Annotated in this window: 19 protein-coding genes and 1 pseudogene; 8 read left to right on the forward strand and 12 right to left on the reverse strand. The window is 51.5% G+C overall.

The features are described from left to right. Positions 1 to 50: 50 nt before the first annotated feature. Positions 51 to 218 (forward strand): annotated as a pseudogene (locus WIH05_RS02610) (tyrosine-type recombinase/integrase); the annotation flags it as partial. Positions 219 to 371: 153 nt separating this feature from the next. On the opposite strand, the gene WIH05_RS02615 reads toward WIH05_RS02610, so the two are convergent. The 7 genes from WIH05_RS02615 to yedF form a co-directional block, all read right to left on the reverse strand. After that, positions 372 to 1,664, reverse strand: a complete 1,293-nt coding sequence (locus tag WIH05_RS02615) for a UDP-N-acetylglucosamine 1-carboxyvinyltransferase (RefSeq protein ID WP_022273273.1) — start codon at positions 1,662 to 1,664, stop codon at positions 372 to 374. 155 nt (positions 1,665 to 1,819) lie between these two features. Beyond that, positions 1,820 to 4,315 carry a hypothetical protein gene (locus WIH05_RS02620; protein WP_022273274.1) on the reverse strand — a complete coding sequence of 832 codons (2,496 nt, stop codon included), beginning with the start codon at positions 4,313 to 4,315 and terminating at the stop codon, positions 1,820 to 1,822. Between the two features lie 57 nt (positions 4,316 to 4,372). Continuing rightward, positions 4,373 to 4,759: a hypothetical protein gene (locus tag WIH05_RS02625; protein ID WP_022273275.1), complete on the reverse strand. Its 387-nt coding sequence runs from the start codon at positions 4,757 to 4,759 to the stop codon at positions 4,373 to 4,375. Positions 4,760 to 4,837: 78 nt separating this feature from the next. Beyond that, the gene (locus tag WIH05_RS02630) at positions 4,838 to 5,758 is read right to left on the reverse strand and encodes a sugar phosphate nucleotidyltransferase (protein ID WP_022273276.1); all 921 of its coding nucleotides are present in this window, start codon (positions 5,756 to 5,758) and stop codon (positions 4,838 to 4,840) included. 167 nt (positions 5,759 to 5,925) lie between these two features. Then, on the reverse strand, positions 5,926 to 7,080 hold the full coding sequence (locus WIH05_RS02635) for a double-cubane-cluster-containing anaerobic reductase (RefSeq protein WP_022273277.1): 1,155 nt from the start codon (positions 7,078 to 7,080) through the stop codon (positions 5,926 to 5,928). A 17-nt stretch (positions 7,081 to 7,097) separates the two neighbouring features. Then, the gene (locus tag WIH05_RS02640) at positions 7,098 to 7,847 is read right to left on the reverse strand and encodes an acyl-CoA dehydratase activase (RefSeq protein WP_022273278.1); all 750 of its coding nucleotides are present in this window, start codon (positions 7,845 to 7,847) and stop codon (positions 7,098 to 7,100) included. Between the two features lie 19 nt (positions 7,848 to 7,866). Then, entirely contained in the window at positions 7,867 to 8,481 is a 615-nt protein-coding gene (gene yedF, locus WIH05_RS02645) for a sulfurtransferase-like selenium metabolism protein YedF (RefSeq protein ID WP_022273279.1), read from the reverse strand. Between the two features lie 186 nt (positions 8,482 to 8,667). Between yedF and selD the strand changes: the two genes are divergently transcribed. The 3 genes from selD (at position 8,668) to citX (ending at position 12,308) form a co-directional block, all read left to right on the forward strand. After that, positions 8,668 to 9,708 carry a selenide, water dikinase SelD gene (gene selD, locus WIH05_RS02650; RefSeq protein ID WP_337424931.1) on the forward strand — a complete coding sequence of 347 codons (1,041 nt, stop codon included), beginning with the start codon at positions 8,668 to 8,670 and terminating at the stop codon, positions 9,706 to 9,708. 117 nt (positions 9,709 to 9,825) lie between these two features. Then, positions 9,826 to 10,872 carry a [citrate (pro-3S)-lyase] ligase gene (gene citC, locus WIH05_RS02655; protein WP_022273281.1) on the forward strand — a complete coding sequence of 349 codons (1,047 nt, stop codon included), beginning with the start codon at positions 9,826 to 9,828 and terminating at the stop codon, positions 10,870 to 10,872. Beyond that, positions 10,869 to 12,308 (forward strand): citrate lyase holo-[acyl-carrier protein] synthase, encoded by a 1,440-nt coding sequence (gene citX / locus WIH05_RS02660; RefSeq protein WP_337424932.1) that lies wholly within the window; start codon positions 10,869 to 10,871, stop codon positions 12,306 to 12,308. Before citC ends, citX begins: the two co-directional genes overlap by 4 nt. 192 nt (positions 12,309 to 12,500) lie before the next feature. Here the strand turns inward: citX and WIH05_RS02665 are convergent, their stop codons facing one another. After that, positions 12,501 to 12,941 (reverse strand): ATP-binding protein, encoded by a 441-nt coding sequence (locus WIH05_RS02665; RefSeq protein WP_337424933.1) that lies wholly within the window; start codon positions 12,939 to 12,941, stop codon positions 12,501 to 12,503. A gap of 975 nt (positions 12,942 to 13,916) precedes the next feature. Between WIH05_RS02665 and WIH05_RS02670 the strand changes: the two genes are divergently transcribed. After that, complete coding sequence (locus WIH05_RS02670; protein WP_022272216.1) at positions 13,917 to 15,140, forward strand: hypothetical protein; 1,224 nt, start codon at positions 13,917 to 13,919, stop codon at positions 15,138 to 15,140. Positions 15,141 to 15,160: 20 nt separating this feature from the next. Next, complete coding sequence (locus tag WIH05_RS02675; protein WP_022272217.1) at positions 15,161 to 15,754, forward strand: hypothetical protein; 594 nt, start codon at positions 15,161 to 15,163, stop codon at positions 15,752 to 15,754. Between the two features lie 421 nt (positions 15,755 to 16,175). On the opposite strand, the gene WIH05_RS02680 is transcribed toward WIH05_RS02675, so the two are convergent. The 4 genes from WIH05_RS02680 to WIH05_RS02695 form a co-directional block, all read right to left on the reverse strand. Next, on the reverse strand, positions 16,176 to 16,772 hold the full coding sequence (locus tag WIH05_RS02680) for a sugar O-acetyltransferase (protein ID WP_022272218.1): 597 nt from the start codon (positions 16,770 to 16,772) through the stop codon (positions 16,176 to 16,178). After that, positions 16,760 to 17,668 (reverse strand): hydroxyethylthiazole kinase, encoded by a 909-nt coding sequence (locus tag WIH05_RS02685; protein WP_337424934.1) that lies wholly within the window; start codon positions 17,666 to 17,668, stop codon positions 16,760 to 16,762. Before WIH05_RS02685 ends, WIH05_RS02680 begins: the two co-directional genes overlap by 13 nt. A gap of 14 nt (positions 17,669 to 17,682) precedes the next feature. Beyond that, the gene (locus WIH05_RS02690; protein WP_022274514.1) at positions 17,683 to 19,296 is read right to left on the reverse strand and encodes a hypothetical protein; all 1,614 of its coding nucleotides are present in this window, start codon (positions 19,294 to 19,296) and stop codon (positions 17,683 to 17,685) included. A gap of 163 nt (positions 19,297 to 19,459) precedes the next feature. Further along, positions 19,460 to 19,969 carry a dihydrofolate reductase family protein gene (locus tag WIH05_RS02695; RefSeq protein ID WP_022274513.1) on the reverse strand — a complete coding sequence of 170 codons (510 nt, stop codon included), beginning with the start codon at positions 19,967 to 19,969 and terminating at the stop codon, positions 19,460 to 19,462. Positions 19,970 to 20,269: 300 nt separating this feature from the next. On the opposite strand from WIH05_RS02695, the gene WIH05_RS02700 reads away from it, so the two are divergent. Together WIH05_RS02700 and WIH05_RS02705 are read left to right on the forward strand one after the other, a co-directional pair. Next, entirely contained in the window at positions 20,270 to 21,172 is a 903-nt protein-coding gene (locus WIH05_RS02700; protein WP_337424935.1) for a radical SAM protein, read from the forward strand. A 7-nt stretch (positions 21,173 to 21,179) separates the two neighbouring features. Beyond that, positions 21,180 to 22,433 (forward strand): radical SAM protein, encoded by a 1,254-nt coding sequence (locus WIH05_RS02705; RefSeq protein ID WP_337424937.1) that lies wholly within the window; start codon positions 21,180 to 21,182, stop codon positions 22,431 to 22,433. Positions 22,434 to 22,481: the final 48 nt, after the last annotated feature.

Below are 22,481 nucleotides of genomic sequence, written 5' to 3' on the forward strand. Positions count from 1 at the left end.
ACCCTTGATATACGGGGCTTTTCCGGTTTGTCGTAATTATACCGTAAGGGCACACTTACACAAGCAATCTGTTAGCAAACGGAGCACCACCAAAGGATGTGCAGGAGCTCTTGGGACATTCCGCAGTAAGTACCACAATGAATATTTACGCCCACGCTACAAGGGAAGCCAAGAAGAATTCAGCAAGGCTTCTTGATAAGGTAGTAGGGAACGATTAAGACGAAAACAACACTTTTCCCTTATAGCTTCCTCACAAGGGAAAAAATAAGGGAAAAGTGCAAATTACATAGATGTTGATGGGCGGGAAAACCCGTAAATACTGGAAAGTTGAGAAAATACACGAGAAATTTTGAAATTTACGCGGAACCTGCCTAGCCCACCCGGAGCTTAAACTTCTGGGCTTCCTTCTCAGAATCCACCCGCTCGATGCATGCGCCCAGGGAGCGGAGCTTCTCTTCAAAGTTTTCGTAGCCCCGTTCAATGTAGCCGATCTCGTCCACCACCGTATAGCCCTCGGCGGCCAGTCCGGCCAGTACCAGGGCCGCTCCGGCTCTGAGATCGGGAGCCACCACCTGTGCGCCGGTGAACATGCTGACGCCGTCCACAATGGCCACAGAGCCTTCAACCTTGATGTTTGCACCCATGCGGGACAGCTCATCCACGTATTTGAAGCGGTTTTCAAAAATACTCTCTGTCACCACACTGGTTCCGTCAGCCAGAGCCAGGGCCACAGTCATCTGGGGCTGCATATCTGTTGGGAAACCGGGATACGGCAGGGTCTTAAAATTCATATGGCGCTGCTTCGGTTTTCCCACCACACGGATCTCCTCGTCAAACTCCACAACCTCGCAGCCCATTTCCATGAGCTTTGCGGAAATAGCCTCCAGGTGCTTGGGGATCACGTTCTTCACCGTGATGTCTCCGCGGGTCACTGCGGCCGCGCACATAAAGGTCCCGGCCTCGATCTGGTCGGGGATGATGGAGTATGTGGTTCCATGGAGATGCCGCACACCGCGGATCCGGATCACATCCGTACCGGCTCCCTTGATGTTGGCACCCATGCTGTTTAAAAAGTTGGCCACGTCCACCACATGGGGCTCCTTGGCCACATTCTCTAAGATCGTTTCTCCCTCAGCCATGGTGGCGGCCATCATGATATTGATGGTAGCGCCCACGGAAACCACATCCAGGTAGATATGGCTGGCCACCAGGTCGATGGCATGGGCGATCACTGCCCCGCGCATGATGGATACATCAGAGCCCAGGGCACGGAAGCCCTTTAAATGCTGGTCAATGGGTCTGCTTCCGATGGTGCAACCGCCGGGAAGCGGAACCTCCGCGCTCTTATACTTTCCAAGAAGTGCGCCAATGAAGTAATAGGATGCGCGGATCTTGCGCATATGCTCATCTTCCACGGTCACTGCGTGGATATCCCTGGCATTGATCCGTACTGTGTGCCGGTCGGGCCGCTCCACCTTAGCGCCCAGGTGCCGGATCGCATCCAGCAGTGCGTTGATATCGCTCACATCCGGCAGGTTCTCGATCACCACGTCCTCATCGGTCATGATGGACGCCGCCAGGATCCCCAGAGCCGCATTTTTTGCTCCGCTGATGGTCACGTCTCCCACCAGGGGATTGCCGCCCTTCATAATATATTGTTCCATTCTGCACCTCTATATCCGCTGTACCGCCTTCCGGAAGCGCCGGATAGCGGTCTGATTTCTATAATTCCCGCAAACACTCTCATTTGCTTATACTTCGACTAGTAAATTATAGCATAGATTCGGGATTTGTAAAGTAGGGATTTTCCTTTGCCGGATCAGAGCGGAAGGCAGCAGATATAGTCGCTGCCAAGGCTTTCAAACCGGGCTCTGGCCTCCTCCATGGGAATAATCATACTCTGGGCTGCGGACGGATCCCAGATCCGGACATGGGTCTGGTCGTAGCCGGTCAGATACAGAAAGCTCCCTTCCCCGGTATACAAGAGCACCGGCTGGTTCCGGCAGACGAAAAACAGCGCTATATTTAAGGAGCTCCCCGAGGCGTCCAGAAGAAGGGCATCGCCCTCCCTCCGGCTGGTTCCCGTAAACTCCGTTCTGTAACGGTCCAGCTTCCGGGAGGCGGTATTCAGATCCCGGATGAAATAGGAGCCCGGACGGCTGGCCCTCTCCCACACCAGATCGTGCTTTCCAAAGGTCACGAAGCCCATGGGATCATACGCTGCGTCAGCCGCATCGGCAAAGCTGGAATAGATCCCAATGAGCCGTCCACGGCCATAAGCGTAAAACTTTTCCTCCACGCCGGAGGCCGGAGCCTCCGTATGGATCTCATTATTCTCCTCCCGCACCGTTTTTTTCGGGGAAATGGTCCGGATCTTCTGGGAAGCGGAAATATCCTGGCCCAGCTGCACAAAATAAACCCGTCCCTTCACATCCGACGCATACCAGCCGATATCATCCATCTTTCCAGGAAGGACCTTTGCGTTGCACACCAGAGTCTCCTCCTCGGCCTCTCCGAAAAAGCCGCCGTCCCGGTCGGACACCAGCTCCAGGTGGATCCGGCTTTCGTCCACGGCCACGTCCCGGATGTACTTTCCGCTCTTTTCGTAGTGCATGGCGCTGGCCATGTTCTGGTCGATGATATCCAGGGATTTCAGATATAAGCCCATGGTGCGCCCGTTGGATATGATATGATCCCCATATTCTCCGATCCCGTACACGCAGTCGCTTCCTACAAAGCCCAGGATCCTGTACGCATCGCTCTTTCCGTCTCCGATCTGGGTCTTGTCTCCTGTATCCAGGTCCATGATATGGAGCATCCTGGAATCATAGATCCCCGTATCCTCCTGCCAGGCCAGCCGGGACCCATCGGAGCTGACCGCAAACCGTTCCTCATCCAGCCCTGAAGCCACCACCACATACTCGTGGCTGTTCAGATCGATCCCATAAACGCTTCCGCCCATATACATGTAAAAAATACCGTTCTGTCCCTTATGGGCCAGGCGGGCCAGATCCAGCCGGAGCTCGCTGTACGGCTCGGCGGCCGGAAGGAAGAACTGTTCCGTCAGCGTATTGGATTCTGCCTCATAACGGTAATAGGAAACGCCTGTGTATCCCTCTCTGCCGCCCCGGTTCATATAGCCGTAGACCAGGAAATCCACAGCCCCCCCGTTGGACACTTCCAGGATCTCCACCCCGTGGCGGTCCTGGAGGGCCCGGAGGTCATCCGTGTTCCAGCCTCCGAAGGCAAAAATGCAGATGCTGTCTCCCTCCTCCCGGTCATAGGCCCACAGCTCCCGGTTGGTCACAAAGACCGTATACCGGCCATTTTCACTTTTCTTTGCGTACATCCCCTCTCCGTCGGAGATCCCCAGCAGGATGCGCTTTCCTGAGAATAGCTCCCGGCTTCCGGAAAAGAGCTGGTTCATGGTCCTTTCATAATCCATCATATAGATCCGCTGGCTGCTCCACTTTAAAGTGAAGTTCTCAGTCACCCCATAGACCTCTGTCTCCCCGCCGTCCGTTTCCCCGGCTCCGCCGTCTGCCTCCCTGGTCACATAGTATTCCAGCTCAATATTGGCCAGATCACCGGAAAGCTCCTTAAGGGACGCAAAGACCGTTTCTCCCCGGGACACGCCCAGGCTTCCCCAGGTCATCTGGGTAAAGCTGTTTTTCAGTGTGACTGTTCCGAAGCTGGAATTATCCGCGCTGGGCGTCGACTCCATATAGGTGGTCAGCTCCTGGGCCGAATCATAGTGGAAGGTCTTCTGGGAAAAGTCCTCCGCCAGGGCCAGCATCTGGGCTGCATGATCATTGTCCGTCTCCAGGATCCGGGCGTAGTACCAGGCGCTGGTCCCATCCGAAAGGACCGCCTGGATCCCCAGCTGATACTGGGTCTCCGGCTCCAGAAGGTTCTGGACTGGCAGAACTGCGTTTATCTGACCGTTTTCCTCGGTCCAGTCTGTGACCATGGTGCGCTCCACCAGATGGGTCATGTCCATGGTCCGGATCTCATACTGCAGTGTCTTTATTTCGTCTCCATACTGGATCCGGATGGGAAGCCTGCGGTCCTCCGGCAGCACCAGGAGGCTGTCACGTTCTGCTGTGACAGCCAGCTCCTCCCGATGGCCGAATAACGGCGCCAGCTCCCGTCCCAGAGCCGTTGGATACACCACCGGAAGCTCTGCCTCGCCCATGGCTGTATACACGACGCCTGTTTTATTCTCTTCCTTCCGGCCCAGGGGCCAGACAAAATAAATGATGGCTGCCGCCACAAAGATCAGCGCCAGCACTGCAATTTTTTTTCCTGTTTTCATTCAGTTCTCTTCCTGTCTGCCTTTTCTTCCGGACGGCGTATCCTGTACGCCGGTCCTTTAACTGATCGCCCGCCGCCGTAAGATCTCCTGGAGGGTCAGAAGCCAGACCAGATCCTGGTCTGGGTCCTCCCCCTGTTCCCGCATCTTTTCGAGGATCCGGTTCCGGATCCCCAGCAGCAGTACCCGGTCCGGGTATTCATCGTAAATGGGGCTTCCCGGGTGATCATACCGGTCACAGCACGCCTCCACAAAGCTCTGGCAGCGTCTGACGGACCGGGGATACAGCCCCTTAAAATATTCCGGATCCCGGAAACGGCGTTTTTCCAGAGCCGCGCTCCGGCGTCCTGCCTGTTCCTCTCTCCGGTACAGCATGTATGGCATCAGATCCCCACTCCGCTCCATGGCATGGAGGGCCTGGGGATAGCCACGATAGATCCTTTCCATAAAAGTTCCCGCTCCTTTTCCTGTAAATCCCTTTGGGATCATAATATGCAGGAAGGAGCGGGAAGCGCACTTCAATATTTAAAACAGCTTCTCCGGGTAAACGCCTTCATCCACCAGCCTGCGGATCGAGGCCACCACCGCCGGTTTATCTTCTTTATATGTGACTCCGAACCATTTATCCCGTGTTTCCAGTACGCGGACTCTGGCCTTTCCGGTACGGATGCACTGGTCGATCATGGCCGGGAGCAGATACTCGGCCTTTACGTCACCCTCCTTCACATTTCCCAGGAACTCCGGAAAGCCCTTTTCCAGCTCCTTTAAAAAACCCATGGGCAGACCGAACATATTCATGGAAACGTGCTGTCCGGCTTCCACAGTCACCGGATTTCCGTCGTTGTCAGACGCATGCATTCCATCTGCGTCCTGGTAAATATCGTAGGTCTCCGTCACCTTGGCAAGGCACCCGTTTTCATCCACTGTGGCCACGCCCCTGGTAACGCCTCCGTTCTCACTTAAAGTATTGGACAAAATAAAGCCCGCCATACACATATCGTAGCAGTCTCCGTCCTCGTCCATCTCGTTTACCATATAGTCATGGATCTTTTTAAATCCTTCTTTTCCATAATAGTCGTCGGCATTGATCACCAGGAAGGGCTCGTGGATCACGTTTCTGGCTGCCAGAACGGCCTGTCCCGTTCCCCAGGGCTTTTTCCGGCCCTCCGGCACTGTAAATCCCTCCGGCAGGTCATCCATCTCCTGGAATGCATATTCCACCGGAGCCACCTTTTCGATCCGGTTTCCGATGATCTCCTTAAAATCCTTTTCCAGATCCTTTCTGATGATGAAAATGATCTTATTGAAACCGGCCTCCAGGGCGTCGTGGATGGAATAATCCATGATGATCTCGCCGTTGGGCCCCACCGGCTCCAGCTGTTTGATCCCGCCGCCGAACCGGCTTCCGATCCCGGCCGCCATGATAACAAGGGACGTCTGCTTCATTTTCGTATCCTCCTCGCAAAATCTTGATTTTATCATACCACAACCCACAGGGCTTTTCAATTCGTGACTTCTTAAGAAATTGTGAATAGTTTTCATGTAAAAAGGGGCTGCTGCAAAAGAGAGGTTCAAAACCTTCTCTTTTACAGCAGCCCCATGGCATCTTGATCTTACAGCATTTCCAGGAAGGCCGCTACACGGGTCTCGATCTGGCCGCTGTCTGTGGTGGAATAATCGGTCTCTAGCTTCAGATAAGGAATTCCCAACTCATCCTCAACCACCCGGCGGGTCTTGTGGGATTCCACATTGAATGTATGGCAAGCCTGGAGGATCACCTCGATCACACCGTCTACCTTATATTTCTCGATCATCTTCTTTGTATTTTCCAGACGATCGTCATTGGGCGTCATAACGGAACAGTGAATGGAAAGATATCGGTCAGAGATCGCACGTAAAATATCGTCTGCGTTCTCGTCGATCATCATGCTCTTCGTCCTCTCACCCGAGCAATCATCCAAACATACAATCACACCGCCGTTGTTCTCGATCACCATGCCTACCTTCTGGATCACGCCGCCGGTGGGGCAGCCTGTAACCAGAATCCTCTTGGCAGAGGCTGGAACTGGACGTTCTCCCCTTTCATACGCAGCTTTTGCTTCACTGACCAGTTTCGTGATATGTTCCGTCTGCTTCTGGATATCAAATGTAAAACTTCCCTTTTGGAGGGCCAGCATCATCTCTGTTCCACGCATAGGCGGCGGACATAAAGCCTGAAGCTCATACATCTCACAAAGAGCCTTCCTCTGCTCGTTGCGTACCCGCACGGCCCGTCTCAGATCCTCGTCTGTGATGGTAACACCGAATTTTTCTTCCATTTTCTTCTTTAACAGACAGACTTCTTCATACCAGATATCCTTGGCATAAGGGCGGTCCTGACCCTGGGGAAGGTGCATCACGTACGTTTCCTTGATCTCATTCAAAAGCTCGTACATCTTTTTCTTTCCATCACAGGTGGTCTCACCAATGATGATATCGGAAAAATATGTATATGGACATTTTTCAGTCGACGCAAATCCATAGGTCCCCTTGATCAGCGGGCATAGATTTTTAGGGAGCACCTTCTCTGCGTCCGGAATCGTCTCGTTACTGGTCCCACAGAGACCAACAGCTGCAATATTTCCGGCATCCAGAATTTCCTTCGGTGTATAAGAGCAGAGAGTCCCCGCTAATTTTCCACCGTTCTCCTTAAATTCCTTGGCTGCCAGGAAGCCGTTTTTTCTGGCATCTACAAATTCATCAAATAATTTGGGCAGATCACGATTCATTCTGATGTTTCCTTTCTCTATACGGCAGCCGTAAGCGCTGCTCCGATGGCCCCGGCGTATCTGGCCAGGGGTACGCTTTCCACCGGCGCATGGAGCGCAAGGGAAAGGCGTTCTAAAATATAGGGATCCTCACAGAGCCCGCCGGTGAGGAAATACTGATCCCCCTCCACCTGGGAGATCAGCTGCACCACCTTGGTGACCACCGATTCGATGACGCCGTAAGCGATATCTTCCCTGGGAGTTCCCTTTCCGATGAGGCTGATGACCTCCGATTCTGCAAACACAGTACACATGGAGCTGATGGTAATGGGATTTCCCCGGGATGCCAGGTCTGAAAGCTCCTCCATGGTCAGTCCCAGACGGTTGGTCATGACCTCCAGGAACTTCCCGGTACCCGCAGAGCACTTATCGTTCATGATGAACTTCATGACACGGCCGTTTTTCAAGGCGATCCCCTTGGTATCCTGGCCTCCGATGTCAATGACCGTCCCATTCCTTCCGAACAGATGCCAGGCTCCCTTTCCGTGGCAGGTGATCTCTGTTACAGATTTATCGGCATAGGGGACCGATATCCGTCCGTAGCCCGTAGCCACATAGGCGGCGTTATCCTTGTGGATCCCGTCCTTCTCCAGCATCTGGTAGATCTCCTCCGCCGTTTTCCTGCTGCTGAAGCCTGTATTTAAAAGGTAGGTCTTCACGACCTCCCCATCCTTTATGACTGCTGTTTTGGCCGCACTGGACCCGATATCGATTCCCACCTGATACATGATACTCTCCTGTTATTCCTTACTGCTTGATGATCTTATCTGCGTTGGCAAGCTTTTCCACAATGGTGTACATATTGGTCACGCTTCCCACCGCCAGCTTGTCTTTCAGATTATAATAATCCAGACATGTTCCGCATGTAAGGATCTCCACGCCCTGGGCTTCCATGTTCTTTAAATCATCCAGAGACGGAGAGCCTTCGGTCGTGATGGTTGCGCCGCCGTTGTAGAAAAGGATGGTGCTGGGAAGCTCGTCTAACTGGGAAAGAGCAAAGATAAAGCCCTTCATCAGGACCTTGCCCAGCTCGTCGTTTCCATGTCCCATGCGCTCGGAAGCGATGGCTACTACGGTATTTTTTCTTCTGTCCACGCCACAGGAAGCCTCCTCCTCGGCTCCGTTCTCCTCCAGGGGCTTGTCCAGGGTGATCTTCACGATGAACAGCTTTTCTTCCTTCTTCTCTGCAAAGGACTTTAAGCCCTTGCTGGATGCCAGACGGGTCAGGTTCTGGACGGCGATCTCATTATCTACATGAACCTCAACGGTTCCAGCCTCTGTCATTGCCTTTAATGCCTTTGTGGCTTTCACTACCGGGATCGGGCACTGGTCTCCCACTGCATTTACGACTACATTTGCCATGATCAAATCCTCCTGCTTGTATTTTTCGCCCAATAAGCTACCCTTTATTTTATCGTTGTTTCAGCAGTCTTGTCAAATAGCATATTTCAATACATATACCGGTTGTAAATATGTTTATCTATACGGTTGCTTTTTAAAAATCCAGGTGTTATGATGAAATCATGATCAATTAGGAGGTTTTTACAAATGGCAAAAGAACTGCCCCTTACTCAGATGACCACCGCGTCCGGCTGAGCAGCCAAACTGGGACCGGGTGTCCTTACAGAAATACTGGAAGATCTTCCAAACGTTTATAATCCCCGCCTTCTGGTGGGTTTTGATACCAGCGACGACGCATGTGTCTACAAGATCACCGACGATGTGGCCGCCATCCATACTGTGGATTTCTTTACGCCCATCGTGGACGATCCCTACCAGTTCGGACAGATCGCCGCAGCCAACGCTTTGAGCGACGTGTACGCCATGGGCGGACAGCCGACGGTGGCAATGAACTTATTATGTGTTCCCAACTGTCTTTCCAAGGAAACGATCCGGCAGATCTTAAAGGGCGGCCACGATAAGGCCGTGGAAGCCGGCTGCACCATCGCCGGCGGCCACACGATCCAGGATCCGGAGCCCAAATACGGTCTCTGCGTCACTGGGTACGTGCATCCAGATAAGATCCTTAAAAATGTCGGCGCACAGCCTGGGGATCTTTTAGTGATCACCAAGCCCCTGGGAACCGGCGTCCTGACCACAGGAGCCAAGGCAGACCTGGTATCAAAAGAGGATTATGACGCCATGACCTGTTCCATGGCCACTCTGAACGCCAGGGCAGCTGAAGCAGCCCAGACCTTCCCGGATGTCCATGCCTGCACCGATATCACAGGCTTTGGCCTTCTGGGACATGCCTATGAGATGGCAGAGGGAAGCGACAGCACCTTAAAGCTTTTCAGCAAAAAGCTCCCGCTGCTCCACGGAGCCAGAGAGCTGGCGGAAATGGGCATCATCCCTGCCGGAGCCTACCGGAATATGGATTATGTGAAGCCCCATTTACGGATCATGGATTCTGCCGAGCAGTGCCTGGTGGATCTGATCGCAGACCCCCAGACCTCCGGAGGCCTTCTGGTGGCCCTTCCCGGAGACCAGGCCATGGAGCTCTGCAAAAAGCTGACCGCCCAGGGCATCACCGGAGCCATCATCGGCGAGGTGGTGGAAAAGACGGATGTGGATCTGATCATTGAGTAAACGTTTACAATCCGGAGTTTTGGAAATAATCCGAAATTCCGGATTATTTTTATGTTTTTCTGTTCATAAAGCCAGAAAAATGATATAATCTCTGTAAAAACAGACAGGAGGGATACTATGACAGAAGAATTTACGATCCATGAGATCTCCCTGGGATTTCCCCACGATAAAGAGATGCTGGTCCGTTTTTTATCGGACCATGAGCTGGTTTTTGAAGATGACATCGAAACTGCCTTCGGCGTTTTTGACCAGGACGAGGCTCTGCTGGGCTGCGGCTGCTGCGCCGGAAACCTTTTAAAATGCTTTGCCGTGGACGAGGCCTTAAGAGGTCAGAACGCCCTGGGAAGCCTGGTATCCAGACTGGTGGAAAACCGGTTTGAAGCTGGCCACTATGATCTTTTCGTCATCACCAGGCCAAAAAACAAGGTTCTTTTCACATCCTGCGGCTTTTATCCCCTGGCTGAGACCCAGTCGGTGCTGATGCTGGAAAACAGGAAAAACGGGCTGGAGCGTTTTTACTCTGCATTCCTCCCGGAATCCCCTGAAAACCATGGAAACACCCTGACCGGAGGCGTGGGCTGCATCGTCATGAACTGCAATCCCTTTACAAAAGGCCATCTGGCTCTGATCACCTATGCCGCCTCCCGGTGCAGCCTGCTCCACATTTTTGTGGTGGAGGAGGACCGTTCCCTCTTCCCCTTTGAGGTGCGCATGCGTCTGGTAAAGGAAGGAACGGCCCACCTTCCCAATGTGAAGGTCCATCCCTCTGGCCCATATATGATCTCTTCCGCTACCTTCCCCACCTATTTCCTGAAAAAGGGCGAGGATGCAGCCAGGATCCAGAGCGAGCTGGACATTACTCTGTTCGCCTCCCGGATCGCCCCCCTGTTCCATATCACCAAGCGGTTTGCCGGGGAGGAGCCCCTGGATCCGGTGACAAGAGATTATAACGAAGCCATGATCCGGCTTCTGCCCCAGTACAGCATTTCCTTTATAAAGATCGCCCGGACCACAGCAGAGACCCCCGAGGGAAATCCAGAGGTGATCAGCGCCTCCAGAGTCCGGAAGCTGCTGGCTGAAACCGGCGTTACGGAGGAGGTCTTACAGCTTGTGCCGCCGTGTACGGCCCAGTATCTGAAAAACGAATTTGGAGCGCGCCCATGAAATTAAACCAGATCTTCTGCGGCTCTCCGGCGTCCCTGACAGAGATCCTGGACGCCCGGAGCCGCCGGGCCAGGAAACAGAAAATCCTTTTAAACACACCGGGGGCCCGCTGCCTCATCAGCTTTTCCTTAAATATCCCTGGAGAGATCAAGTGTTTTCCCATGGCCATCCGGGCTTTCGAGAAAGGTCTCCGGGAGATCCGAGCTTCCGTTTCCGGCCAGGACCTCCTCTCTTTTGAGGAATCCAGGGAAAACACAGGGCCGGAGGCTTTTTTCCTTCTGGCTGCCGATGCCCCGGAAATAAAGAGGAAAATGGCCTCCATCGAAGAAAACCACGGACTTGGACGGCTCTTTGACATAGACGTCCTGGGACCGGATTCCGTTCCCTTAAGCCGCTCTGTTCTTGGCCTTCCGCCCCGTTCCTGCCTGATCTGCGGCGAAAATGCAAAGGTCTGTGCCAGAAACCGCACCCATTCCATGGAGCTGGTACGGTGGAGGACTGCCCAGATCCTCAACGACTATTTTAAGGAACAGTCCGCCGACCAGGCAGCGGCGGCAGCCGTCCGCGCCCTGCTCTATGAGGTATCGGCTACGCCAAAGCCCGGCCTGGTGGACCGGAATAATTCCGGCTCCCACCAGGATATGGACTTTTTCACCTTTGTGGACAGCAGCGCCGCCCTGATCCCCTGGTTCCGGGATTTTTTCAGCATCGGCTGGGAGCATGGGGACGAGACCGGGGACCGGCTTTTTGAACGGCTCCGTTTTGCCGGACAAAACGCCGAAGCAAAGATGTTTTCCGCCACCGGCGGCGTCAATACCCACAAGGGCCTGATCTTTGCCTCTGCCATCCTCTGCGGAGCCCTGGGAAAGATATATAAAGACGCCTTCCTGCTCGGAAAGAAGCCTCCTGTGCCGCTGGACGCGGTGGTCGGGGAATGCAAAAAGCTGGGATGCTGCTCCCTGAAAGACTTTAAAGCAGAAGACAGACGCCAGGACGTGTCCGCCGGGGCCGGTCACAGACGATCCCCAGAGGAAACGGCCGGAGAAAGGATCCACACAGCCTACGGCATTGCCGGAGCCCGAGGAGAGGCTGCCCTGGGCTTTCCGTCGGCCCTTACCATCGGCCTTCCGGCCTTAAAAGAACGGCTGTCCCAGGGCTTTTCCTTAAACGACGCAGCCGTCCTGACGCTCCTTTCCCTGCTCTCCCAGGTGGACGACACCAACATGATCCACCGGGGCGGACGGGCGGAAGCTGCCGCCGGAAAAAAAGAAGCCGGGGCGCTCCTTGCAGAGCTGACCCCGGGATCCTTCATAGAAAAAACAGCCGCCCTGGACCAGTCCTTTATCAAAAGGAATCTGAGTCCCGGCGGCTGCGCAGATCTCCTGGCCGTCAGCCTGATGATCTGCTTTTTAGAGGAAAGCGGGATGATCGCCTAGGATCATCTGTTTTCCCTTAGCTAAAAATATGGTTGAGTAAAAAGAAAGGTCCGTCGATTTTGCTGATGAAGAAACAGCCAGCCCGAAAGCATTTACGGACTGGCTGTATCAGAAGAGTACTATTATTGTCGAATTGGATGAAATATAGTTATAGAATAACCCATTTTCCTTTTTGACTGGAACCTTCCCTTCTTACATAATGCCAGATTTTTTCATAGATTCCATATAATACTTAACTGTACTATATTTTTCTCCAATGACATCTGCAATCTTTTTCTGAGACAACGATGGTTCCTCTTGAATCACTTTCAAGATGCGTGTAACTACGGAATTATCGCCGCCTTGGTTAGCTTGGTTAGTATCTTGGTCAGTTCTGCTAACCAAGCTCTTGAACATAACCATAATATCCTCACGTTTAATCGTATATTCTGGCATAGGATTTCCAGCTTCCTTACAACTGTCTTTGATTTTCTCGATTCCACGTCCCCACGCCTCAATAAAACCAGCTCTGAAAAACGTATTGGCGATCAACGGATTATACGGTCTTGACCGATGCTTCCCCATCAGATCGTCAATTGTCCAATCCTCCGGGAAAATACAGTCATTCGCAATATAACGCCTATCTGCATACACGCTAAGCGTTTAAGTTCCGGGCGTTGACTGGTATCTTTGGACGGGTGTTCATAGTGAGAAATTCCGTCACCGTCAGAATGACGTTATTCTGGAATTTTAGGTCAAGGCAAAGGCAACGGACTTTCCCTCCGGCAGCTTTGTTATAGAGACGGCGCAGAAGGCCAACGCGGAATTAAAAACGGCTACAGTACAATATGCAAAAATCCGTCCGCCTTTGAGAAGTACAAGGCTTCAAAGTACAGACGGAAGTTTTAGGCGGAGCATAAAGCCGAACTTAAACTTTACTGGGCAGTACAGGCGGATATAAGGAGGATTCTTGACGGGGCGAAGTTCCCCAAAATGGAGGCCCAGAAAGAAGGAGGCAGGCTGGCAAAGAAAAAAAGGCTTTACGGTGAATACCAAAAGCCCGCAGGGATATGCAGGAAGTTTTAACAGTCAAAGCAAATGTTGGCTGTCTGCCAGGATACCCGGAGCAGGGAAAAAAGAAAGGAATGGAGTGTTGAGGATATGAAAAATAAGGAGCAGAGCGACGCGAACACTTCGTGCCATGTGTGGCCACAGAGGTATTGCTTGCTACTTAATGGATTGCAAAAAATAGTATCCAAATTAAGAAACAAATATAGGCGTTTTCGTATTTTATATAAATAACTTCCAGATTCCCATTACGAACACAATTTTTTCCCTGATTATTAAACAGCTTCCACTTTTATGCTACGTAAAAAAAGCTAAAATGTGACAGGTTTTTGCTTAAACTTTTCTTTCATTTTGCATAAAATCCTTACATATAAATGACTTTTTATGTCACATATTGTACAAGTTTTTTTAATCATGGTATAATTTGGATATGGAAAAATTATATATTTTTCAAGTACAATCCAGATTGTGCTGTTTGTTTTTACAGAGTGGGGTGATACCATTGAACAATTACAACAAGTGCAACTAACAAATAATCATGTTAATGATGGGAGGAATCAAATGAAAAAGTTAAGTGTTTTTTCGATGATAGCAATATGTATATTCCTTATAAATAGTTTTACCACTTTTGCCGAAAGAGCTTATCCACCAGGAGAAAGCTATAGTGTTGAAAAAATCACAACAGATTCTTATCCTAATATGCGTTTAAGATCCCAAAACGCAGAGGGTTCTTGGCAACAAGATGATACCGGCTGGTGGTGGCAATATCCTGATGGAAGTTATGCTATCAATAAGTGGGAATATATAGATGGGCGTTGGTATTTTTTTAATCAAGATGGATATATGCTACAAGGCTGGCAAAATATAAATGGAGAGTGGTTTTATTTAGAAACAACCGGTAATTCCACTTTTCCAGCAGGAGCTATGGTTACTGGCTGGTATGAAATAAACAACTATTGGTATTATTTTTATTCAACAGCACAATATGAACATACCGCAGGTGCTATGGCTATAGGATGGTTAAATATTGATGGATATAGCTATTACTTATATATGGAGCAGACAGGTGATAATCCACAAGGTTCTATGGCGACAGGATGGATTAATATTGGTGGAGAATTATTTCATTTGGACGAGACAACAGGACGTCTTATTGCAAATGAATCCATTACAGTAGGTCTTGATGTTTATACGGATTCAACATTCCGCTCTGAATTTTCTGATGTAATGAGCGTTGATGAACTTTTTGAGAAAGTAGGAATACCGTTTGAAAAAACGTGGAATCTATTATTTAGTGTTTCTGAATATGAATCTTCCGGTTTACCAATAGATAAATGTGAGCAAGACGTTACAGATAATTGTACTTGTGTTGCAGATAGTAAATGCAAAGACACTACTGATACGGAATACCATCACAAAAATTCTATAAAACTTGTACGTATGCTTCAAGAAAAATATCCTGCTGGCTATTATCTGGAAGTTGGATTGGCCGGAACTCCTCTCCTCTGTTGCAATAATGGCCGGGACCACCATTATAATTACGGAGTGACAATAGGAAAACAATATTCATATTGCGGTGCCAATAAATCGAATATTCAGCATACAGTGCGTGTGATTCAGCACGAAATGTCCCATATGTTTGGTTGTTTAGATTCGCCTCATGATAGTAAAAAATTATGTACTATGAATGGTGGATATGATAAATTTCCATTATATACAGAAAATATTTGGTGTACAGATTGTAGAAATGGAATTTTTATAAGAAGTAGCCATCAAGGTTTATAGTATGCGAGGGAGGGATAGATATGAAAAAATTTATCATAGTTATTGCAGTAGCAATGAGTTTAACTTTATCAGGGTGTAAAGATCATACCGTTCAGGAACCTTCTGAAATAACTCAAGAAAATGAAATTGAAACTATCGCTGAATCTATAGCAAATACAGAATATGATTCGATAGAAGACTTTTTACAAAATAGTAATGCTACTGTTTTTATGATGGACTCTAAACAACCATACAATAATGTTGCCACTAATTCAAATGCAGCTAACTCAAATGCCACTACATTTAATGCTATAGATAAAAATGTTTCTGACTCACAAAGTTATATATCAATAATCTATGAATGCGATGTGAACGACGATACATTTAAAGTGGATTTGTCTACATTTAAAACAAGTGAAGGAGCTGAACAACTGGCTTATGTAGTAGACAGCAATCCCGGTATTTTTACAGAAGTTAATATCTCAGGGATTTCAGCATATTATTGCCCGGGTTCAGAATATGATTGGTTTGATTGTTATGCAATGATAATTAACAAGAAACTGGTTGTAATTGATATAGAAAAGGGGTATGATACATATATTGAAGATGTGCTCAATAATATTGTACTGCAATAAAATATTACTTAGTTATATTATCAAAAGCAATTCTAAATACCTTTAAAATAGCGGTCACTACGGGTCAATGCGGCCCGAAGTGACCTCTATTCTTTTGAAGGTAAATGGATAATTGGTAAACGCTCAATAACCAAGTGCTTTGTCAAAAATAAAGAGCGAGTCCACCGGATATGCTGATACTTTTCTCCGCAATCGAAAGCTGAATATCCGTCTCACGCTGTTCTCTTATGAATCGTTGCCAATCTGTACTTCTTCAGTCCGATCAGAAGTCTGGATGCCTTTATCTATCAGCAAGTGAAACAATGTGAGAAAGAAAAAGGCACAATGCAGCAGCTATGACTTACACCGGACCTTTCTATCTTTTGCAGTTATGTATAAGCGTGGGAGCGCCATATTTGGCGTGGTATCTTTAATTCTAAGATCATTCCCTCTCTTCCCCCGTTATCCTGCACCTGTCCTCCTCCGTCACCCTGCGGAGCACCCGGCAGGGATTGCCCGCAGCGATCACCCCGGATGGGATATCCTTCGTGACCACGCTTCCAGCCCCGATGATGGTCCCGTCCCCGATGGAAACGCCGCCGCAGACAGTGGAATTGGCTCCGATCCAGACGTCACGGCCAATGGTGACCGGCGCTGACGTACCGATCCCGGCCGCCCGCTGGGCCGCGTCTTTGGAATGGCCGGAGCAGGCAATGCAGACGCCCGGCGCAATAAACGCGTTTTCCCCGATATGGACCGGAGATGTGTCCAGGATCACGCAGTTATAATTGATCACCGTCAGCCCGTGGGTGTGGATGTTGAAGCCATAATCACAGCGGAAGGACGGTTCGATGAACGTCAGAGGGTGGCACGTTCCCAGAAGCTCCCGCAGGATCTCTGCCCGCGCATCCCCCTCCTCCGGACTGGTCTGATTGTACCTCCAGCACAGCATTTTTGCCTTTTTCTGAAGCTCTCCCGGCATGTCCCTGTGGTCTGAGCAGTATGCCTCTTCCTTTTTCATGATCTCTAACATATCCATTTCATATTTCTCCCTATGTACGCCTCATATAAATCCAGATCCGGCTGGCTGAGAGCGTCCAGAAGCTTCCATTTATGTGTTCCATACCCTCCGTCCCCAATGGCCTCGCAGCAAAAAGAGACCATGGATACCGCCGAGGCCGCCAGAAGGGCCATCCGGTCCGTTCCCGGCATGGCTCCCGTTTTTTTATGCTCCGCTGCCAGAAGGGCTCCCAGGACGGCTCCTGTGACGCAGCCCGTGCCCACCAGGTTCACCCGGCGGCTCTTTTCATGGCCGAAGGCAGCCCGGAAGATCCGGTCTTTTCCACCGCTCTCTGAGATCCAGCAGAGCTTATCCACCGCTCCAGTCTCCAGGATCACCATTTTCCGGCCCTTCTCCCTCATATCCCTTAAAAACGCGGCCTCCTCTTCCAGATGGGAAAACGTCCCCACACTGTCCACTCCGCTGTGGGCGGCGGCTCCGGTGAGCACCGTGTGGATCTCTGAGCTGTTTCCCTTCAGCACTCCGGACCAGGCCCTCCCAGGCCATGAAGCCGCGCACAGACTGGCCGACGCTTTTTTCCGGTATCCGGACGCCCCGGCTCCCACCGGGTCCAGGACCGCTGGGAGCCCCAGATTTCCGGCGGTCTGAAGCGCCCGCTCACAGGCCAGATATTTTTCTTCCGACGGCTGGCCCAGGTTCACTGCCAGTCCGTCCGCCGATCCGGTGATCTCCTCCATCTCCTCCGGGGCCTGGGCCATGAGCGGTCTGGCCCCCATGGCCGCCATGGCGTCGGCACAGAAGGAGGCCGTCACATAGTTGGCGATCATGTGTACCAGAGGCGCCTGATCCTTAACCATGGAAAACGCCTCCGCCATCCCACGTCCCCAGTCCTTTTTCTCTCCTGTCAGCTCCATTCCTCTTCCATCTCCTATTCTGCGGCCAGCTCTCCATTGAGTGTCCGGAAATCCCCGGCCAGATCTCCCGCGCTTCCGTCCCGCTCATAGATCCGGCCGTTCTGCTCATAGGTATAGACCCGGATATCGTCCACATGGATCCGCCGTTCTGCGGTGATGGAAAACGTGTATCTGGGAAGGGATGCAAACTCCATCCGGTACGTTTTCCCCTCGCCCACATGGATCGTCTGCTCGTCGCCGCCCAGCTGTACCGTCACACTGGCTCCGCCGTTTTCTGCTTCTGCGTAAAATTCCACATGGATCCGGCTGCTTCCGGGGATCCGGCCGTCCAGATCCTGGGAAATGGAGCCCTTTTTCCCGATGACTGCCGCCCTGGAGCCGTTCCGCTCCTCGATCCGGCTGTCTCCAGAAAAGCTCCAGCCCTCCTGGTCCAGGGCAAACTGGCTGTTATAAACGGCATTATTCACGTAATTCCTGTATACCCATAGCCCGTATCCATTGGTCCGTCCAGAAAGCACTGGGGCCAGGTTCCTGACAAACTCTCCCACCTGTTCATCCTCCACCTGGGTATTATGGGAGAAGGCCTCAGTGGAATCCATATACAAAAGCTGCTCGATGTAAAGCGGCTTCCCGGCCGCCGCGTAAATACTGTCCAGATTCCTGGTCATGGCCTCCAGGGCCGTGGAGGCAGGGATCTTATTTCCTGTATTCACCTGTCCCATGGACACGCTGTACATGAGGGCCGCATAATCAGCCCCCGGACAGGGGTAGGTGGCACTGTGGGAATAATATTTCTTTCCTCCCATCCCGTCATACACGATGTCCCCGTCTGCCCGGATCTCCAGGGACAGCCCCGGGAACACGGCCTGGGTCTCCGTCGTCAGCTCTGTGAGGAAATGGTCATAAAATTCATAAAAAAGCTCCGCGGAGGGATGGTCCTTATATGGGATATATACCTGTTCAAACGTCTCCAGCTTCGGGCCGTAAAATCCCCTTACCTGGTCCAGAGTGTAATTTTCCTCCAGGTACGCCTGGTAGCCACAGTCCTTTGCCATACGGATCCGGCTGGACATGGCCATGTCGCGGCCCATATTTTCCGTATAGTTCCAGAAATCCTCCCAGGTAATGAAGCCGCCCCAGAAGTTTTCATGGGCCGCCGCCGTTTCATACACCTTTTTGCTGTATTCCAGCCACAGCTTCCGCTCCGGACCATCGTCCTTTGTGATGGCCGCAAACCGCTTCGGCGTCTCGGTCGCCCCCAGGTAATCCCATACGTATCCCAGCCGCAGGACCACTCCCAGGCCATGGCGCTCCGCACAGTCCATCACCTGGTCCAGGCGGGCAAAGGCCCTTTCATTGAAATAGCTTCCCACCTCGCTGGGCTGGAATTCCCGCCACGGGATCACCAGGATCAGGCTGTTGAAGCCGTCGGCAGCGATCCGCGCCATATTTTCTTCCATGTTTTTGTCTTCGCTGTTCCAGTAGTTAATGGGCCATTCGTCTCCGAAATACGTCACAGATCTCATGTATTCCGGAATTTCTGCCGCCTCTGCTTCCATTCCCGTAAATGATGCGGTCCCAAGGACGCAGGCGGCCGTAAACGCCGCAAGTTTTCTTCTGAACTTCATACTCTTATCCATCCTGTTCTCTTAATGATCATCCGGCAGACGTCCGGCTTTCCGCCATGTATGCAAAAAGTCTGTCTGTCATGCCAGACGCTCCGCGGTTAGTATAGCATGTCCTTCTCTGCTGTGCAACGCAAAGAAAACAGTTGGAGATGAACGGCCCCGGTTATCTCCGGCCATACACCAGCTCCGCAAACTGCCCGTACTGCCGGACGGTTTCCAGCCGGAACCGGCGCAGGACTTCCTTCTGCGTAAACAGAGGGATCCCCTCGCCCAGCAGTACCGGGGCCACCTGGATAATGAGACAGTCCACCATATCCTGATCCAGCAAAGGGGCAAGAATGGTATTTCCGCCCACCACCCAGATGCTGCGGTCCTGTCCCAGTTTCTTTACGAACTCCGCCGGATCCCCGCTGACTGCCGTAAATCCCGGACAGGAAAGCTCTCTGTGGGTAAAGACATAATTTTCTGTGGTGGGATAAACAGAGGCTGGATCCCCTGTTTTTTCGATCTCCTGGAACGTCCGGCGCCCCATCAAGGTCACATCCATATGGCTGTAAAATTCGTCATAGCTGGTCTCCTCCGGACTTCCTGTATCATAAAGCCAGTCCAGGCCATGCCCTTTTGCAGCCATATATCCATCCAATGTAATACAGCCGTAAAAATATACTGCCATGTCAGTCCTCCTTACTGAAAATCTCTTGTCTCATCAGTATAACCCAGGATACAGTCCCGCACAACCATATCTTACCCTTTGGATCTATGCCGCTATTTATCAGTCTTACGCCCTGACAACCTGCTGCATACCTCTTTAAGCCGGTACAGGCCTGTTCCCCCATGATGCCGCCGGAGAAAAACCGCTCCCCATTTGTTCTTTCCAGGAACAAAGTGGATCTTTCTCTATGGAACCAGAAGATCAGATATGATACAATGGTTTAAAATGAAAATCTCTTCTCAAAAGAAAGGATGTTCCCCCATGAAGATTTCCTCCTTCCTCCCCCTGGCCGCCTTTGGCTTAAAGACGATCCTCTTTAAAAAAAGCGATCCCATTCTTGGCACCATCATCGTGACGGACCGGTGCAACCTGCACTGTAAGCACTGCTCTGTCAACAATATCACCTCTGTCCTCTATCCTTACACCCAGATCCGCCGGGAGATGGAACAGCTTTACTCCATGGGGATCCGTATCCTCTTTTTCTGCGGAGGGGAGACCTTTTTATGGAGGGACGGGGACATCACCCTCCGGGACCTGGTGATCGAGGCAAAGCGCATGGGCTTTCTCATCGTCAACGTGGTCACCAACGGAACCTTTCCCCTGGATCTCCCGGAGGCCGATCTGATCCTTCTGAGCCTGGACGGGGACCGGGATCGTCACAACGCCGTCCGGGGAGACACCTATGACCTCATCATGGAAAACATCAAAAACGCTTCCTCTGGCAACATCTGCTTTTACATGGCCATCAACCAGATCAATAAGGACGCCGTCCGCCATGTGTGCCGGACCGCCAGGGATACGAAAAATGTGCGGGCCGTTTCCTTTAATTTCCATACCCCCTATCCCGACACCAGGGAGCTGTCCCTGTCCCGGGAGGAAAAGGCCTCCTGCTGCCGCGTCATCGAGGAAATGATGGAGGAGGGCGTCCCGGTCTTCAACTTAAAAAGCGCCTTTCCCTATCTGATCGACGGAAGCTTCCCCACCCCCTGCCGCCAGTGCGTGGTCATGGAAAACGGGACCCTCTCCACCTGCGGCCGCTGCATCTCTGTCCCGGACCTGTGCAGCCAGTGCGGCTATTTCTTTGTGGCAGAATACACCCTGATCTTCCAGGGAAAGCCCCGGATCGTCCTGGATATGCTGAAAACGTATCTGAAATATATTTAGGAGCTGTATACATATGATCACAGAGCTGACACGGATGTGGCTGACCCGTTCCACAAAGCCCTTCCTTTTTAAAAACGAATACGATCAGGAGCTGCCCTTTTCTGACTGTGACGGCCTGGGGCTGTACGTCCATATCCCCTTCTGCCGGAGCATCTGCAGCTTCTGTCCCTACTGCAAGACCCTCTACTCCGAGGAAGCATGCAGCCGGTACATCGACGCCCTGATCCGGGAGATCCACCTGGCAGGAAGCCAAATTCCCGGAAAAAAGACCGTCACCAGCCTGTACTTCGGCGGCGGCACTCCGGCCCTGGCGGCGGACCGCATAAAGGAGATCATCGACGCCATCCAGGAGCATTTTATCATTACCCAGGGCATCGGGATCGAACTCCATCCGGAAAATGTAACGCCCCGGACCCTCCATATCTTAAAAGAGGCCGGGATCACAAAGCTCAGCATCGGGATCCAGTCCTTCCAGGAAAAGTTTCAGAAGCTCCTGGGCCGGACCGGCGCGGACATGGACTCGCTAAAAGCCGCCCTCTCCCAGGTCCCCTTTGAAACGGTGTCCATGGATTTCATCTTTGCCCTTCCATCCCAGACCTTTGGGGATCTGAAGGCCGACGTGGATGCTGCCTTTGAAGCCGGGGCCAACCATGTGGCCCTCTATCCGTTCATTGATTTCACCTTCACCGACAGCGTCCTTCCGTCCATGGGAAAAAAGGAAAAGCGGCGGCTTCTGGACCAGATCACCCGGTACTGCCTGGAGACCGGCTGTACCAGAAGCTCCATCTGGACCTTTGCCAGGGAGAAGCATGCTTCCTACTCCTCCATGACCAGGGATAACTTCTTAGGGTTCGGCTGCTCCGCCGCCACGCTCTTAAGGGACCAGTTTAAGATCAACACCTTTTCTGTGGAGGAATATATCCGGCGCATAGACCAGAAAAGGCTGCCCACAGCCCTGACCCTCCGGTTTACGCCCCGCCAGCGGATGATCTACTACCTGTTCTGGACCGCTTACAGCACCCGCGTGGATCCCCGGGACTTTGAAGCCTTTTTCGGCGTTCCCTTAAAGAAAATGTACGGGCTGGAGCTGCGCCTTGCAAGGCTGCTGGGATTTGCCGAAGAAAAGGACGGGGTCTACTCCATGACCCTGAAGGGAGCCTTTTATTACCATTACTATGAAAACTTTTACACCCTCTCCTATATTGACCGGATGTGGGGGCTTTTAAGGAAGGAAGCATTTCCGGAGCAGATGGAATTGTAGATGTGAAAAGGGGCGCTGCCCGGTCATCCATACAGATGATCCAGCAGC

The organism is Alitiscatomonas sp. (genome assembly GCF_037242085.1).
Lineage (GTDB): Bacteria > Bacillota > Clostridia > Lachnospirales > Lachnospiraceae > Alitiscatomonas > Alitiscatomonas aceti.